This is a genomic window from Streptomyces sp. NPDC043812 (assembly GCF_056436245.1).
Genome location: NZ_JBWKCY010000002.1, coordinates 109,705 through 126,955 on the forward strand (window position 1 = coordinate 109,705; position 17,251 = coordinate 126,955).

The 17,251-nt window shown below is 70.9% G+C and carries 10 protein-coding genes; 7 read left to right on the top strand and 3 right to left on the bottom strand.

Annotated features, from left to right (window positions below):
• Window positions 1–21 precede the first annotated feature (21 nt).
• A complete protein-coding gene (locus AC067Z_RS03195; protein WP_478787699.1) occupies window positions 22–2,880 on the top strand; it encodes an FAD-binding and (Fe-S)-binding domain-containing protein in 2,859 nt (952 codons plus the stop codon).
• 6 nt (window positions 2,881–2,886) lie between these two features.
• Here AC067Z_RS03195 and AC067Z_RS03200 read toward each other — a convergent pair whose 3' ends face one another.
• The 3 genes from AC067Z_RS03200 to AC067Z_RS03210 all read right to left on the bottom strand — a co-directional run bounded on the left by AC067Z_RS03200 (window position 2,887) and on the right by AC067Z_RS03210 (window position 8,834).
• Window positions 2,887–7,449, bottom strand: a complete 4,563-nt coding sequence (locus AC067Z_RS03200) for a wHTH domain-containing protein (RefSeq protein ID WP_478787700.1) — start codon at window positions 7,447–7,449, stop codon at window positions 2,887–2,889.
• A gap of 17 nt (window positions 7,450–7,466) precedes the next feature.
• Entirely contained in the window at window positions 7,467–7,880 is a 414-nt protein-coding gene (locus tag AC067Z_RS03205; protein WP_478787701.1) for a Pepco domain-containing protein, read from the bottom strand.
• Between the two features lie 87 nt (window positions 7,881–7,967).
• Window positions 7,968–8,834 (bottom strand): LysR family transcriptional regulator, encoded by an 867-nt coding sequence (locus AC067Z_RS03210; RefSeq protein ID WP_478787702.1) that lies wholly within the window; start codon window positions 8,832–8,834, stop codon window positions 7,968–7,970.
• A 207-nt stretch (window positions 8,835–9,041) separates the two neighbouring features.
• On the opposite strand from AC067Z_RS03210, the gene AC067Z_RS03215 reads away from it, so the two are divergent.
• From AC067Z_RS03215 to AC067Z_RS03240, 6 genes are all read left to right on the top strand, one after another.
• Window positions 9,042–9,941, top strand: coding sequence for an EamA family transporter (locus AC067Z_RS03215; RefSeq protein WP_478788041.1), 900 nt, complete (start codon window positions 9,042–9,044; stop codon window positions 9,939–9,941).
• 149 nt (window positions 9,942–10,090) lie between these two features.
• Entirely contained in the window at window positions 10,091–10,885 is a 795-nt protein-coding gene (locus AC067Z_RS03220) for a TIGR03084 family metal-binding protein (RefSeq protein ID WP_478787703.1), read from the top strand.
• Window positions 10,882–12,564 (top strand): acyclic terpene utilization AtuA family protein, encoded by a 1,683-nt coding sequence (locus AC067Z_RS03225; protein WP_478787704.1) that lies wholly within the window; start codon window positions 10,882–10,884, stop codon window positions 12,562–12,564. Before AC067Z_RS03220 ends, AC067Z_RS03225 begins: the two co-directional genes overlap by 4 nt.
• Window positions 12,561–14,159 carry an acyl-CoA carboxylase subunit beta gene (locus AC067Z_RS03230; RefSeq protein WP_478787705.1) on the top strand — a complete coding sequence of 533 codons (1,599 nt, stop codon included), beginning with the start codon at window positions 12,561–12,563 and terminating at the stop codon, window positions 14,157–14,159. Before AC067Z_RS03225 ends, AC067Z_RS03230 begins: the two co-directional genes overlap by 4 nt.
• 7 nt (window positions 14,160–14,166) lie before the next feature.
• Window positions 14,167–16,101 carry an acetyl/propionyl/methylcrotonyl-CoA carboxylase subunit alpha gene (locus AC067Z_RS03235; protein ID WP_478787706.1) on the top strand — a complete coding sequence of 645 codons (1,935 nt, stop codon included), beginning with the start codon at window positions 14,167–14,169 and terminating at the stop codon, window positions 16,099–16,101.
• Window positions 16,098–17,240, top strand: a complete 1,143-nt coding sequence (locus tag AC067Z_RS03240) for an acyl-CoA dehydrogenase family protein (RefSeq protein WP_478787707.1) — start codon at window positions 16,098–16,100, stop codon at window positions 17,238–17,240. The genes AC067Z_RS03235 and AC067Z_RS03240 overlap by 4 nt, the downstream gene beginning before the upstream one ends.
• Window positions 17,241–17,251 lie beyond the last annotated feature (11 nt).

The following is a 17,251-nucleotide window of genomic DNA, read 5'->3' on the forward strand; positions in this document are numbered from 1 at the left end:
CGTGGGGTCATCCTGGGACACATGGCGCAGCACACGGCCCGGCAGGGCGGGAATCGGTTCGGACACACAGGGGATACGAAGGAGCTCGCGCGATCGCTCACCGCGGCCGTGAGAGGTGATGTCGACTTCACCACCGCCGCCCGCGCACTGATGACCATGGACGCGTCCAACTACCGCCGTGTCCCGGCCGGAGTCGTCGCGCCGCGCGACGCGGACGACGTCGCCGCGGCGCTGGAGGTGTGCCGGCGCCACGGGGTGCCGGTGGTTCCGCGGGGCGCCGGTACGTCCATCGCCGGGCAGGCCACCGGGACCGGTGTCGTACTGGACTTCACCCGCCACATGAACGCGATCACGGCCGTCGACCCCGAGGCGCGGACGGCCGTCGTGCAGCCGGGAGTGGTGCTGGACACGCTGCGCACGGCGGTGAAGGGGCACGGGCTGACCTTCGGTCCGGACCCCTCGACACACAGCAGGTGCACGATCGGCGGGATGGTGGGCAACAACTCCTGCGGGGCGCACTCGGTCGCCTGGGGGACGACGGCCGACAACATCCACCGCCTGTCCGCCCTCACCTACGCCGGCGCACCGGTCGTGCTCGCCCGCGGCGACGCGTCCACCGGCGCGCCGCCGGGCCTCGCCGACGTCGTCGCGTCCCGTCTCGCCCTGCTGCGCACCGGCTACCCCGACGGACTGCCGCGCCGAATCTCCGGCTACGCCCTCGACGCGCTGCTCCCCGAGAACGGCGTCGACCTCGCGCGCGCGTACTGCGGCAGCGAAGGCACCCTCGCCGTCATGACCGAGGCGACCGTGCGGCTGGTCGAGGCCCCTGCCGCCCGCGCTCTCGCCGTACTCGGCTACCCGGACGAGAGCGCCGCCGCGGAGGCCGCGCCCGCCCTGCTGCCGCTGCGCCCCCTCACCGTCGAGGGCATGGCCGACGACCTGGTCCCCGACGCACACCGACTGCCGCGCGGCAAGGCGTGGCTGTTCGTCGAGACCGGCGGGGACACCGCCGCCGAGGCACGCGCCCGCGCGGCCGGGATCGTCCGGGCCGCCGACGCGCTCGACGGCGCCGTCGTCGTCGACCCCGCGGACATGCGCGCGCTGTGGCGGGTGCGTGAGGACGCGGCCGGCACCGCGACCCGCACCGCGGACGGTGGCGAGGCGTGGCCCGGCTGGGAGGACTGTGCCGTACCCCCCGCTCGGCTCGGCGCCTATCTGCGCGACTTCCGGGCCCTGCTCACCGAGCACGGCCTGCGCGGCACCCCCTACGGCCACTTCGGTGACGGCTGCATCCATGTCCGTATCGACTTCGACCTGATGAGCCGGGACGGAATCGGGGCCTTCCGTACCTTCTCCGAGGAGGTCGCCGAACTGGTCGTCGCGCACGGCGGCTCGCTGTCCGGCGAGCACGGCGACGGGCTGGCGCGCGCCGAACTGCTGCCGAAGATGTACGGCGAGGAACTCGTCGCCCTCTTCGGTGCGGTGAAGGATCTGTGGGACCCCGACGGCGGGCTCAACCCCGGCATTCTGGTCCGGCCCGACCCGCTCGACGCCAATCTCCGTTTCGACGTGCTGCCCCGGCGTCCGGTCGACGTCGCCTTCGGCTACCCGCACGACGGCGGCGACTTCGCCGGCGCCGTACGGCGCTGTGTCGGCGTCGCCAAATGCCGTACGGAACAAGCCCCTTCGAGTACGGCCGTGATGTGCCCGTCGTACCGGGCGACCGGCGAGGAGCAGCACTCGACCCGCGGCCGGGCCCGGCTGCTCCACGAGATGCTCGCGGGCGAGATCGTCACCGACGGCTGGCGTTCGACGGAGGTGCGGGACGCGCTCGATCTGTGCCTGTCCTGCAAGGGCTGCCGCAGCGACTGCCCGGTGGGCGTGGACATGGCCACCTACAAGGCGGAGTTCCTGCACCACCACTACGCGGGCCGCCGCAGGCCGGCCGCCCACTACGTGATGGGCCGACTGCCGCAGTGGCTGCGGCTCGCCGCGCCCCTCGCGCCCGTGGCCAACGCGCTCGCCCGGGTCCGGCCGATGTCCGGGCTGGCCAAGCGGGTCGGCGGGATCGCGCCGGAGCGCGAACTGCCGCGCCTCGCCCGTCAGACGTTCCGCGGCTGGCTCCGCGAGCACATGGGCGGGCGGACCGAGGTGCTCGCCAGGAGCCGTACGACGGTGCTGTGGCCGGACACGTTCACCGACCACCTCTCGCCGGAAGCGGGGCGGGCGGCGGTGCGGGTCATGGAGGCGGCGGGCATCGGGATCGTGCTGCCGCCCGGGCGGGTGTGCTGCGGGCTGACCTACGTCTCGACCGGGCAACTGGACCAGGCGCGCAAGGTCATGCGGCACACGCTGGACACGGTGGAGCCGCTGCTCGAACTGGGCGCCCCCGTCACGGTGCTGGAGCCGAGCTGCGCGGCCGCGCTGAAGACGGATCTGCCGGAGCTGCTGGGCGACGATCCACGGGCGGCCCGGCTCGCCGCCTCCGTGCGGACGTTCGCGCAGACGCTGGAGGAGTGCGCACCCGACTGGACGCCGCCGCGTGTCGACCGTCCGGTGGCGGGCCAGACGCACTGCCACCAGCACGCGGTACTGGGCGACGCGGCGGAGCGCAGACTGCGTGAACGGGCGGGGTTGGAAGGCGAGTTGACCGGGGGCTGCTGCGGCCTCGCGGGCAACTTCGGCTTCGAGGCGGGACACTACGAGGTCTCGGTGGCGTGCGCGGAGGACCAACTCCTGCCCGCGGTGCGCGCGGCACCCGAGGGCACGGAGCTGCTGGCGGACGGCTTCTCCTGCCGTACACAGCTCGACCAGCTGGCGGGCCGCCGGGCCAGGCACCTGGCGGAGGTCCTCGCGGAGAGGCTCGACCGAGGCGTGTGACGAGGGTCAATGCCCCGCCGGTCGGGTGAACGCTACGGAGGGGGGCGGGGTGTAGCCCAGCTCCGCCAGCCGAGCTGCGACTTCGGCGGGGAGTCGTCCTGTGGCCGCTGCCACGCGCACGATGTGCGAGAGGCGTACCGGTTCCTCTGCTGTCAACCATTCATGGGGGTTGCGGTCGGAGACTGTCAGGATCACCGCATCATCCGGATGAGGCTCCTCCGGCAGCGGTGTTGCGTTGGACGGCCGATAGCCGAGCTCGTTCAAGCGGGCTACGACGTCCGAGGGAGACCGTGCAGTGATGGCGGCGGCACTGAGGATGTGGCCCAGTGGAACCGGATGATTATTGGCCAACCACTGGTCCCTGCGGTCCAGGTCACGGCTCATCAGGAGGAGATCGTCTCGCTCCACTGCTTCCGGCACTCTGAGCTCGGCCGGCACTCGCAGCCCGAATTCCTCCCAGCGCTTCATGACCTCGGTGGGGGAGCAGCCGACTCGCGCGGCGGCCACGAGGACGTGCCGTGCGGTCACGCTCTCCTCGGCGGACAGCCACAGGGCCCGCCCGTCGCCTTCCTGGCTGAGCAGGGTGAGGTCTTCCGTGCGAAGTGGTGGCTCGGTCATCGCGGTCGCAGGGGACGGGCTTTCCGGCTGGAAGCCGAGCGCCGTCAAACGCTCGGCGACTTGGCTAGGCCGACGCCCCAGCCGGTCGGATGCGGCCAGCACATGCCCCCACGGAACAGGGGCGTCGACATCGAGCCACGGGGCGAGACCGTCCACGTCACGACTCATCAGGCGCAGGTCGTCGTGGCTGATGTCGTCGATGCTCACGGCACAAGCCGGAAGTCGATAGCCGAAAGCCTCGAAGCGTTTGGCCAGTTCCCGTGGCTGGCATCCACGCATCCGCGCGGCGTCCACCACTCTGCCGACCGATACAAGTGGTCCGGATTCGATTCCGTGGACCACTTCGAGGTCAGCTTCCTGCCCGTCACCGGGAAGCGCGAACCAGTCGGGAAGCCGGAATCCGTAACCCTCTAGGCGCTCGGCCACCTCTCCCGCTCGGCAGCGCAGACTCTGCGCCGCGACGAGCACGTGATCTGGACGAATCGGCTCACCACTCTTGCGGGGTGTGAGGATCCCGTCGTACGTCAGCAGAATCATGTCATCCGCTTGCGGGACCTCCGGCACGGACACATGGGCAGGTAGGCGGTGACCGAGCGCCGCGAGACGCTCGACCGCGTCTGCGGGACGCAGTCCGTACTCGTGTGCCACTCGCACAGCGCTTCCCGCGATCGACAAGTCGTTGGCAACGAGCCAGTTGCTGACGAGACCATCAGGCTGAGCGATGGCTCCGTTGACGGGGCGATGAAGGAGGGCGTGATCGACGGGGCGTGCCAGGAGGACTGCGTCCGGTGCCGTGACCAGGACCCCGGGGTAGGCACCGGCTTTTGCCCACGCCAGGACCCGCCACTCGACGATGTGTGGGGGCACCGCTGTGTTCCCGTCCTTGGGGAGGGGCCACGCGACCGAAGCATTGGGATCGAAAATCGCTGAATCCGCGGGGAAGCACCCGACAGCCTCTACCCTGCCGTCGAACTTGTGGACCCCCCAAGGGCGGTAGTCGACGGCCATCGCTTCCGCCATGACGGCGTCGGCCAACTCCAGCTCATTGCGTAGCGCGAGTTGGGTCAGCCACTGCGGGGTGAGGATATTCGTCCCGCTTCGGACGAGCGCGGGTACTTCGGCGTGCAGAAGACGCCGCACATACGCCTTGTCGACCTCGAGGCAGCGCTTGCGGTCCACGGTCAACTGCGGTGCCCACTCGTCAGTGAGATTGACCACGGCGCCGAACAACGACGTGCCGGACCACAGACCGTCGGACAGCAAGGCCCCTTGAGTGCTGCACCACCACACTCGCTCCGATGATGTCCTCGCCACCACCACATCGGCGTTCCGGTCGGCCGTGTCCGTGTAGGCATCGTCCGTGCCCAATGGGGCCGCGTCGGAGAGGTCCCCGGGCAGCCACGTCAACGGACTCTCATCGGGCCCGGCCATGAGGTCTCGCGCAGTCACGCGGTACTCGGAGATCCAGAGCAATCGGCGAAGCAGGTCCTTGGCGGAGGGGGCCGAGTTGGAATCGCGGAGGTAGAGGCGGACGGTGGTGCCCGCCTCGTGGCCCCGGCCCAGGTCCTGGATGTGAAACAGTGCACCCGGTCCCGCGATGTCCACGCGCAGCCGTCGGCCGGGGTGTCCCTCATGGTCCAGCCGACAGGTGGTCACCTGGATGTCGTCCGCGATCATGAAGTAGCTCAAAACCCCGATGCCGAACCGACTGTTGGGATAGAGCTCGATCCCCTCGGCCCGCCATTTCGACAGCTCCTCCAGATACTCCGGCAGGTCGGCGAAGCGCATACCCGCGTGGGAGAACACCTCCCGGAGTTCCCGCTCGCCCATCCCGATCCCGGTATCGATGCATTCGATATACGGCCGGCCACCTGTCTGTCCTTGCGTGAATTCGATTGCGCCGGTCCACTGTCCGGCATAACCGGTGTCCTTCACATGCAGGTACCGAGTCCTTGCGTCTCGATATCGGCAGGCGTCCAATGCGTTCTGGTACAGCTCCCGGATGGCCAGTGCCGGGTCTCCGTAGAGTTCCTTGCCCATGAGCAGTTCCTGGATACGGTCGTCCGCCAGCCGGAATCGCAGGTCGGTCGACTCGTATACTCGCTTGCCATCCGGTGTGAGGGCCGCGAGGACCTGGTCGGCCGTGGCATGTGCGGGAAGATCTTCGAGCGCAGTCAGTTGCGGTTCGCTCTCCGCCAGTACGTCGATCGTGCCGAGCACGGCGTCCAGGGCACCGGCCTGTTGTTGCAGGGCGAGTCCTACAGCGGGATGTCCGCACACGGCGTGCAGAACGCGGGTGCGGCCACGGGGGTCCCAGCGAGCTTTCTCGAGGGTGTCGTGCAATTCGCCGAGTGTGACGGAATAGCTGATGCCTACGTGGTCGACGACCACTTCTCCCAGCATGCAGGGATCGATCGCCGATCGGTGTGCGACGGTCAGCAGAGTGAACACGAGTTGCTGCCGTAGCCCTTGCTCGAATCCGGATGAGCCGGCGACCTGGCGCACAGGCCGATCGGCCCCGAAGTTGGGAGAGGACTGCAGAGCGCGTAGCAGAGCAAGCAGGTCGCTCTGCCCGAACACTTCCGAGGCCAGTCTGGCTTCGGCGGGCGAGGCGGTACCGGAGAGTGCCGCCACAGGCGTCAGCAACTCGCTCAACGCGCCGTGCTGTTCCTCCGGTGTCCGGCGTACGAGCCAGCGGTGGAAGAGCCACCACGCGATGCCTGCCGCTCCGGCCGAGTCGTTTGCACCAGCTGCGCGGGCAGCCCTCCGCACAAGCCGCGAATGGCCGGCAAAGAACTGTTCATAGTTCCCTCTGGCTTCAGACGGGTCCTTCACCCGCTCCAGCCGCATCGGCTCCACGTCCAGTGCGCGGGCGGCCGACCGCTTCCAGTACGCGTAGTGCAGAAACGGGAAGGTAACCAGGAGCGCGGCTTCAGCCGGCGACAGCTGCAGTTTCTTCGGATTGAGAATCTTGGACAGCAGCCAGCTCACCCGCTCGGTCATGCGCTCGGCGAATCCCGGGGGTGACCACGGGTCGTCCCTGAGGAGCCATTCGTCTGCCGTGGCACATGCCGCCAGGTGCTCCACCAGCCTTGTGGTGGCTTCTTTCAGAATCTCCGCGCCCGGGCCGTCCTCGACCTGCTGCCAGGCGGGATGCTCCCTGACCAGAGCGGTCCACGGTGACTCACCCGGCACCAGGGGTGCAGCACGCTCCGGTCGAGCAAAGACGACGAAGTCGTCGATGTCCGACTCCGTGCGGACGCGCACCTGCTGCCGCTGACACTCGTGCTCCGACGTGAGGGCATCGAGCGTCATCTGGAGCCGGTCCTGGATCTCGCTCAAAGTGCCGGGGCCCGACTCGTCCGCCACCAGGGTGCTCAGAGCTCGGGAGAAGAGACTGAAGGTGCTGTGGCCGGCAGTCGCGTACCGCGCGAACTCGCCCTTGGAGCAGGCGTATACGTGGCAGTAATGTCGATTGCCGACGCGTCGCACCTGGACGTCCGACCAGCGCATCACGTTGGTTACGGACTTCTCCCGCAGGTCGATGCCCTCGCGGCAGGCATCGACGAATACGACGACATTGCCGGCGGAGCTCCGCTCCGCATACTCGCCGAAGTCGATGGCGACACACTTGCCGGGGAAGTCGTGCACACGGGTGAGTGCACCGCGCGGCACCAGGTAATCCATGTCCTTGTGGTGGATACCGTGTCCGCTGATGAACAGCAGCAGCGTCTGCTCCGGCGAGGCCTCCTGGAAGAAGATCTCCACGGCCGACTCGATTTCGTCCCGACCGGTCTGGACGACGTCGTGGACCTCAACCGCGTAGCCGACCTTCTCCAGAGCGTCGGCCAGTTCTGACAGGTCGTCCTCGACGAAGGGCAGGTCCTTGATGTTCTCGTCCTTGTATGACGGTACGCCGATCAACAAGGCACGGAACGACGGCTGCGGCATTCCGGGACACCGTTCTGTCAGTCGCCGAAGGTGAGAGTGATGGCACCCTTGGCTGCCACCTGAGCCGATGTCCCCACCAGAGCGATCCCGCCGCTCGCGGTCACCTCGAAGGACACTTGCGCCTGACGCAAGGGCATGCCGTCTTCCGGCACGGTGATCGCCCCGATGACCTGTTGGAGACCCGTGACCGCCCGCTGGAGGTTGTCACGGAGCACTGCTACGGGAATGTCCCGCACCGAACGGTCGCCCTCCTCGCCGCCGCGCCGGCCGAAGATCCCCTTGTCGCCGGTGCGGTCCTCATCCAGGGCCGCTTCGCTGTCGTCGATCGACACGAGGAAGGGCAGTGTTTCCAAGGACGCATCGGCTGCTGTGGCGCTCGTCTGACCGTTGTTGAACATCGTCCCCCCAGAGACCGTCGCGACGAGCGTCATCGTAGGGGCAAATAGGCTGCCATGTACGGGCGTTGGGGCGAGGCGCGGCAGAGCGTACGGCGGTGCCGCACGGCTCCGCCTCCCGTATCAGCTTCCCTGTGGCTGTCCCGCCACCTCGCGCGCCAGCGCCACCAGGCCCCCGATCGCCGGGTGCGGCGCGCCCGACCGCCAGGCGAGGAGGACCCGGACCGGCGGGGCGTCGGCGAGGGGGCGGTAGGCGACGCCCGGATTCGTGTGCATCTTCGCCGTGGAGGCCGCGGACACGCCCGCGCCGCGGCCCGCGGCGATGGCCGTGAGCCAGTCGTCGGTGTTGCCGACGGTGAGCGTGGTGGTGGGGCGGCCCTCCGGCGGCCACAGGTCCAGGGTCGTCATCCCGGAGACCGTGTTCAGGACGACGGGCTCGGCCGCGACGTCGGCGAGCGTGAGCGAGCGGCGGGCCGCCAGCGGCCCGTCCGCCGTCACCGCCGCCACCCGCGCCTCGAGGAACAGCAGCTCGGTGACGAGTCCGGGTGTGTCCACGGGGCCGCGCAGGACGGCGGCGTCGACCCGGCCCTGGGTGAGTCCGGCCGTGCGGTCGTCGATGCGCAGCAGTTCGAGCGGGGTCTCGGGGTGCTCGTGGCTCCAGCGACGGAGCAGCGGGGTGGTGTACGGGCCGAGCGCGGACCAGGCGTGGCCGATCCGCAGGGGTGCGCGCAGCAGCCTGCCCGCGTCGAGCGCCTCGTCGAAGGCGGCGACGGCGACGGCCGCCTTGTCGCGGAACGCCCTGCCCTCGGCGGTGAGCGCCAGATGATGCGTGGAGCGGTCCACGAGCCGGGTCCCGAGGTGTTTCTCCAGGGCGGACAGCGAACGGGAGACGCTGGGCTGGGTGAGATGCAGCCGGGCCGCCGCCCTGGTCACGCTCGACTCCTCGGCGACCGCGAGGAAGCAGCGGAGGTGCCGCAGCTCGATGCTCATACGTCAGGAGCATAACCGCACGGAAATCGGCATTTCACGGGTGGCGCTGCAGTCCGTAGCGTGGAGGGGGTGAGCCGAGTGACCCGTTCGGCCGGGGAGGTTTTGGTGAAGAACGCGCACGCCACGAAAGCCGACTCCCTTTCGCCGGGGCCGGCGGGTTCTCCGGGGTCGGCGGGCGTCGCACCTGCCGCGCAGGCCGGTGCGGCGGTGGCGCTGCCCGAGGCGGCGGGCGCCCTCGGCCAGGACGGCAGCGGAGGGCGGCGTTCGCTCGGGCCCGTGGCGCTGGTCGTGGCCGGCGCGCTGTCCGTGCAGTTCGGGGCCGCCATCGCGGTGATGCTGATGCCGCGTACGGGTCCTCTGGGTGTGGTCACCCTGCGGCTCGTGCTCGCCGCGGTCGTCCTGCTGGCCGTCTGCCGGCCGAAGCTGCGCGGTCATTCGCGTGCGGACTGGGTCACGGTCGTCGCCTTCGGCACCGCGATGGCGGCGATGAACGTGCTCTTCTACCAGGCGGTCGACCGCATCCCGCTCGGTGCGGCCGTGACCCTGGAGGTGCTGGGCCCGCTCGTCATGTCCGTGGTCGCCTCGCGGCGGCTGATGAACCTGCTGTGGGCGGGTCTGGCGCTGGGCGGCGTGTTCCTGCTGAGTGGCGGCGGCTTCGACCGGCTCGACCCGGTGGGAGCGCTGTTCGCGCTGGCCGCGGGTGCGATGTGGGCGGCGTACATCGTGTTCAGCGCCCGCACCGGACGACGGTTCCCGCAGGCGGACGGCCTGGCGCTGGCAATGGGTGTCGGTGCCCTGCTGAGTCTGCCGCTGGGGCTGGCCGAGGCCGGTTCCGCGCTGGCCGTGCCCTCCACGCTCGGTCTCGGCCTGGCGGTGGCGCTGATGTCGTCGGTCCTGCCGTACACGCTGGAGCTGCTGGCGCTGCGAAGGCTGCCGGCGGCGACGTTCGCGGTGCTGATGAGCCTGGAGCCGGCGATCGCCGCGACGGCCGGCTTCCTCGTCCTGCACCAGGCGCTCTCGGTCGCCGAGGTGTCGGCGATCGCGCTGGTCGTGGTGGCGAGCATGGGGGCGGTGCGGACGCAGGTGGGGAAGAAGCGTCCCGGGTGACGCCGGGGGGAACAGCCCGCCGCCCCCGCGGCGGGCTGTTCCCCCCGGCGACAGTGCCGGGAGAATTTCAAAGCAAGCATGCTTGCTTGTTTTCTCGGGCGCTGCCATGCTCCAGGGCACGAACCGTCGTGCCCACAGGGGAGCGTCACGTGTCCGACCCTGCCGTCGTCCTCGACGACCTGCGCAGCGAAAGCGATGAACTCGACCGGCTGGTGGGCGGATTGAGTCCGCACCAATGGGCGGTTCCGACGCCCGCGAAGGGCTGGAGCGTCGCCCACCAGATCGCACATCTCGCCTGGACCGACCGGGCGGCGCTGATCGCCGTCACCGACCCCGAAGGCTTCAACGCCGAGGTCGAGAAGGCCCTCGCCGCCCCCGACGCCTTCGTCGACCAGGGCGCCGCCGAGGGCGCGGCGCTGCCGCCCGCCGAGCTGCTCGCCCAATGGCGCAAGGGCCGCGAACAGCTCCGGCAGGCACTGCGCGACGCCCCGTCCGGGACCCGCTTCCCCTGGTACGGGCCGCCGATGAGCGCCGCGTCGATGGCCACCGCCCGGCTGATGGAGACCTGGGCGCACGGCCAGGACGTCGCCGACGCACTCGGAGCCGTACGGGAACCGACGGCCCGGCTCGCGCAGATCGCGCGTATCGGCGTGCGCACCCGGGACTTCGCGTACGGGGTGCACGGGCTGACGCCGCCCGCCGAACCGTTCCGGGTGGAGCTCGCGGGACCCGGCGGCGAGCTGTGGACGTACGGCCCCGAGGACGCGGCACAGAAGGTCACCGGACCCGCACTCGACTTCTGCCTGCTGGTCACCCAGCGCGCGCACCGCGCCGATCTGGCCCTGCGCGCGCAGGGGGAGGACGCCGATCGCTGGCTGGACATCGCCCAGGCCTTCGCCGGCCCGGCGGGCGCGGGCCGCGAGCCGAAGGGGGCAGGTGCATGAGTGGGGACGTGCTCCGTGTCGGGAACGCGTCCGGGTTCTACGGGGACCGGTTCGACGCCATGCGCGAGATGCTCACCGGCGGACCGCTCGATGTGCTCACCGGTGACTATCTCGCCGAACTGACCATGCTCATCCTCGGCCGCGACCGGCTGAAGGACCCGCGCCTGGGCTACGCCAAGACCTTCCTGCGGCAGCTGGAGGACACCCTCGGTCTCGCCCACGAGCGCGGCGTCCGCATCGTCGCCAACGCGGGCGGCCACAACCCCGCCGGACTCGCCGCCGCGGTACGGGAACTGGCGGAGAGGACGGGCATCCCCGTGCGCGTCGCCCATGTCGAGGGCGACGACCTGTCCGCCCGCTTCCCCGACGCGCTGACCGCCAACGCCTACCTCGGCGGCGCCGGAATCGCCGCTGCGCTCGGCGCCGGCGCCGATGTCGTCGTCACCGGCCGCGTCACCGACGCCGCCCTCGTCACCGGACCCGCCGCCGCCCACTTCGGCTGGGGGCCCGAGGAGTACGACAAGCTCGCGGGCGCGGTCGTCGCCGGCCATGTCCTGGAGTGCGGCACGCAGGCCACCGGCGGCAACTACGCCTTCTTCACCGGCCACGACGTGCGCCGCCCCGGCTTCCCCGTTGCCGAGATCCACGCCGACGGCAGCTCCGTGATCACCAAGCACGACGGCACCGGCGGCCTCGTCGACGTCGGCACCGTCACCGCGCAGCTGCTCTACGAGACGGGCGGCGCCCGGTATGTCGGCCCGGACGTGACCGCCCGGCTCGACACCGTACGGCTGGAACAGGAAGGCCCCGACCGGGTGCTGGTCTCCGGCGTGCGGGGCGAGGCCCCGCCGCCGACCCTCAAGGTCGGCCGGTGCAGGCTCGGCGGCTGGCGCAACGAGGTCGTGTTCGTGCTCACCGGCCTCGACATCGAGGCCAAGGCCCGTCTGGTGCAAAACCAGTTGGAGGACGCACTCGGCAAGCAGCGTCCCGCAGAGGTGCGTTGGGAACTGGCCCGTACCGATGCGGCCGACGCCGACACGGAGGAGCGCGCCGGCGCCAGTCTGCGGCTCGTCGTGCGGGACCCCGACGCCGAGCGCGTCGGGCGGGTGGTGAGCGGTGCCGCGATCGAGCTGGCGCTCGGCAGCTACCCCGGCTTCCACGTCACGGCCCCGCCCGGCAAGGGCGCGCCGTACGGGGTGTTCGACGCCGCGTACGTGCCGGCCGGCACCGTCCCGCACACCGCCGTGCTCCCTGACGGCGAGCGGTTCGTCGTCCCGGAGCCCGCCGACACCACGGCAGTTGCCGACGTGCCGGGGCCCCCGCTGCCCGAGCCGCTGCCGCCCGGCCCGACACGCCGCGCGCCGCTCGGCCTCGTCGTCGGCGCCCGCAGCGGGGACAAGGGCGGCGACGCCAACATCGGCGTGTGGGCGCGCACCGACAACGCCTGGCGCTGGCTCGCCCACGAACTGACCGTCGACCGGCTGCGCGCCCTGCTGCCGGAGACCGCCGAACTGACCGTCGTACGCCATGTGCTGCCGAACCTGCGCGCCCTGAACTTCGTCGTCGAGGGAATCCTCGGCGAAGGGGTGGCCGCGCAGGCCCGTTTCGATCCGCAGGGCAAGGCGCTGGGCGAGTGGCTGCGCGCCCGGTACGCCGACATCCCGGAGGTACTGCTGTGACCGTGCTCGCCTCGGCCGTCGATCCGACGAGCCCCGAATACGCCGCGCACCGCGAGGCGATGCTGGCCCGGCTCGCCGAGCTGGACACCGAGCACGCCAAGGCGCTCGCGGGCGGCGGAGAGAAGTACGTCGCGCGGCACCAAAAGCGCGGCAAGCTGCTGGCGCGTGAGCGCATCGAGCTGCTGGTCGACCCCGACACCCCGTTCCTGGAGCTGTCGCCGCTCGCCGCATGGGGCAGCGACTACCCGGTCGGTGCGTCGATGGTCACCGGCATCGGAGTGGTCGAGGGCGTCGAGTGCCTGATCACCGCCAGCGACCCGACGGTGCGCGGCGGGGCGTCCAACCCCTGGACGCTGAAGAAGGCGCTGCGGGCCAACGAGATCGCGTACGCCAACCGGCTGCCCGTGATCTCGCTCGTCGAGTCCGGAGGCGCGGATCTGCCGTCCCAGAAGGAGATCTTCATCCCGGGAGGGGCGCTGTTCCGGGATCTCACCCGGCTGTCGGCCGCCGGGATCCCCACGATCGCCGTGGTCTTCGGGAACTCGACGGCGGGCGGGGCGTACGTGCCCGGCATGTCCGACCACACCGTCATGATCAAGGAACGGTCGAAGGTCTTCCTCGGCGGTCCGCCGCTGGTGAAGATGGCGACGGGGGAGGAGAGCGACGACGAATCGCTCGGCGGCGCGGAGATGCACGCGCGCACCTCGGGCCTCGCGGACCACTTCGCGCTCGACGAACCGGACGCGCTGCGGCAGGCCCGGCGGATCGTCGCCCGCCTCAACTGGCGCAAGGCGCAAGCCGATCCGGCGCCGGCTGAGCCGCCGAAATACGCGGCGGACGAACTGCTCGGCATCGTGCCGGAGGACCTGAAGACGCCGTTCGACCCGCGGGAGGTCGTGGCGCGGATCGTGGACGGCTCGGACTTCGACGAGTTCAAACCGCTGTACGGGCCGAGCCTGGTGACGGGCTGGGCGTCCCTGCACGGATACCCGGTCGGGATCCTCGCCAACGCACAGGGCGTGCTGTTCTCCGCCGAGTCGCAGAAGGCCGCGCAGTTCATCCAGCTCGCCAACCAGCGCGACGTGCCGCTGGTCTTCCTGCACAACACCACCGGCTACATGGTCGGCAAGGAGTACGAGCAGGGCGGCATCATCAAGCACGGCGCAATGATGATCAATGCGGTGTCGAACTCGAAGGTGCCGCATCTTTCGGTGCTGATGGGCGCGTCGTACGGCGCCGGGCACTACGGCATGTGCGGCCGTGCCTACGACCCGCGGTTCCTGTTCGCGTGGCCGAGCGCCAAGTCGGCGGTGATGGGACCGCAGCAGCTGGCGGGCGTCCTGTCGATCGTGGCGCGGGCGTCGGCCGCCGCGAAGGGGCAGCCGTACGACGACGAGGCCGACGCCGGTCTGCGCGCGATGGTGGAGCAGCAGATCGAGGCCGAATCGCTGCCGATGTTCCTGTCCGGGCGGCTGTACGACGACGGGGTCATCGACCCCCGCGACACCCGGACGGTGCTCGGTCTGTGCCTGTCCGCGATCCATACGGCACCGGTCGAGGGCGCGCGCGGCGGCTTCGGCGTCTTCCGAATGTGAGGCCCTGATGATGCGGACCCTTCTGGTCGCCAACCGTGGCGAGATCGCGTGCCGGGTCTTCCGCACGTGCCGTGAACTGGGCATCGCGACCGTCGCGGTGCACTCCGACGCCGATGCCGGCGCGCTCCACGTACGGGAGGCCGACGCCGCCGTACGCCTGCCGGGGGCGACGCCCGCCGAGACGTATCTGCGCGGCGACCTGATCGTGAAGGCGGCGCTGGCGGCGGGCGCGGACGCCGTGCATCCGGGATACGGGTTCCTTTCCGAGAACGCCGATTTCGCCCGGGAAGTGCTGGACGCCGGCCTGATGTGGATCGGCCCGCCGCCCGCCGCGATCGAGGCGATGGCGTCGAAGACGCGGGCGAAGGAACTGATGGGCATCGCGCCCCTGGCCGCGTCCTCCGTGACCGAGGCCGACCTCCCGGTCCTGGTGAAGGCGGCGGCGGGCGGCGGCGGCCGGGGCATGCGGGTCGTGCGCACGCTCGACGCGCTGGAAGGGGCCCTGGCCACGGCCCGATCGGAGGCCGCGTCCGCGTTCGGCGACGGAGAGGTCTTCGTCGAGCCCTACGTCGAGAACGGACGCCACGTCGAGGTCCAGATCCTGGCCGACGCGCACGGGACGGTGTGGGCCCTGGGCACGCGGGACTGCTCGTTGCAGCGCCGCCACCAGAAAGTCGTCGAGGAGTCCCCCGCACCGGGACTCGCCCCCGAACTGGTCGGCACGCTCCACTCGCTGGCCGTGGAGGCCGCGCGCGCGGTGGACTACCGGGGCGCGGGCACGGTGGAGTTCCTCGTCTCGCCGGACGGCCGGGCGCAGTTCCTGGAGATGAACACCCGGCTGCAGGTCGAACACCCCGTCACGGAAGCCGTGTTCGGCGTGGACCTGGTGGCGCTCCAGCTCGCGGTCGCGGAGGGCACCGCGCTGCCCGCGGAGCCGCCGGAGGCGAACGGCCACGCGGTGGAGGCCCGTCTCTACGCGGAGGACCCGTCGTCGGGCTGGACCCCGCAGGCGGGGGTGCTTCGGGAGCTGTCGTTCCCGACCCGCCCGGCCGACGACCCCCGGGTGCGCGTCGACGCCGGATACGCGCAGGGCGACGTCATCGGGGTCCACTACGACCCCATGCTCGCCAAGGTCATCGCCTGGGCACCCACCCGGGACGCGGCCCTGCGCCTGCTCGCCCACACGCTGCGCAGGGCGCGCGTGCACGGGCCCGTCACCAACCGGGCGCTGCTCGTCGCGTCGTTGGAGCACCCCGACTTCGCCGCCGGGCGGTTCGACACCGGCTTCTACGAGCGCCACCTCGACGAGCTCACCGCGCCGGCGCCCGGGGAGGCGTACGCCGCCGTCGCCGCGGCGGTCGCCGACGCCGCTGCGCGACAGGGGGGAGACACCCCCGCCGGTGTACCGCAACGCCTCGGCGCCTGGCGCAACCTCCCCTCCGGGGCACAGGCCAAGACCTACGGCGACCACGAGGTCCGCTACCGGCCCACCCGGGACGGGGGCTACGAGATCATCGGCGTCCCCGGGGTCCGGGTCGTGCACGCGTCCGCACGCCGCGTCGCGCTCGAGGTCGACGCCGTCGTACGGAACTACGACGTCGCCGATCACGGGGACACCGTGTACGTCGACTCACCCGCCGGGACGTACGCCCTCACCCCCCGCCCCCGGTTCACCGACCCCACCGACCGCGCCGAACCCGGTTCGCTGCTGGCACCCATGCCCGGGACCGTCGTCCGGGTCGGTGACGGCGTCGTCGAAGGCGCCCGCGTCGTCCAGGGGCAGCCGCTCGTCTGGCTGGAGGCGATGAAGATGGAGCACAGGATCGTCGCTCCCGCCTCCGGCACGCTCACCGCGCTCCACGCCCGCCCCGGCCGCCAGGTCGAAGTGGGTGCACTGCTCGCCGTTGTCACCGAGGAAGCACAGGAGGCCCAGCAGTCATGAGCACCATCGAGAGCCAGGAGATCAAGGACCTGCGGGACGCCGTGGCGGCGCTCGCCCGGCGCCACGGCCGCGACTACGACCGGGCCACCCTGTGGGCCGAGGCGGGCAAGCTCGGCTACCTCGGTGTGAACCTCCCCGAGGAGTACGGCGGGGGAGGCGGCGGCATCACCGAACTCTCCGTCGTGCTGGAGGAGTCCGGCTCCGCCGGCTGCCCCCTGCTCATGATGATCGTCTCGCCCGCCATCTGCGCCACCGTCATCGCCCGGTTCGGCACCGACACGCAGAAGCAGACCTGGCTGCCCGGCCTCGCCGACGGCACGCTCAGCATGGCATTCGGCATCACCGAGCCCGACGCCGGGTCGAACTCGCACCGCATCACCACCACCGCCCGCCGCGACGGCGACGACTGGATACTCACCGGCCGCAAAGTCTTCGTCTCCGGCGTCGACATCGCCGACGCGACACTGATCGTCGGTCGCACCGAGACTGCATCCTCTCCGGGGGCCGCACCGGTGCTGAAGCCCTGCCTGTTCATCGTCCCCCGTGACGCCGAGGGCTTCCAGCGCTCGCAGATCGACATGGAACTGGCCGCCCAGGAGAAGCAGTTCGAGCTCGTCCTCGACGACGTGCGGCTGCCTGCCGACGCGCTCGTCGGCGACGAGGACGCAGGTCTGCTCCAGCTGTTCGCCGGCCTCAACCCCGAGCGCATCATGACCGCCGCGTTCGCCATCGGCATGGGCCGCTACGCCCTCGCCCGAGCCGTCGAGTACGCCAAGGAACGCCAGGTCTGGAAGACGCCCATCGGCGCCCACCAGGCCATCGCGCACCCCCTCGCCCAGGCCCACATCGAGCTGGAACTCGCACGGCTGATGATGCAGAAGGCCGCCGCCCTCTACGACGCGGGGGACGACATCGGCGCGGGCGAGGCCGCGAACATGGCCAAGTACGCGGCGGGCGAGGCGTGCGTGAAGGCCGTCGACCAGGCCGTGCACACCCTCGGCGGCAACGGCCTCACCCGGGAGTACGGTCTCGCGCACCTGATCGCCGCGTCGCGCGTCGCCCGGATCGCCCCCGTCAGCCGGGAAATGATCCTCAACTACGTGGCCCACCAGTCCCTGGGTCTCCCCAAGTCGTACTGACAGACGACATT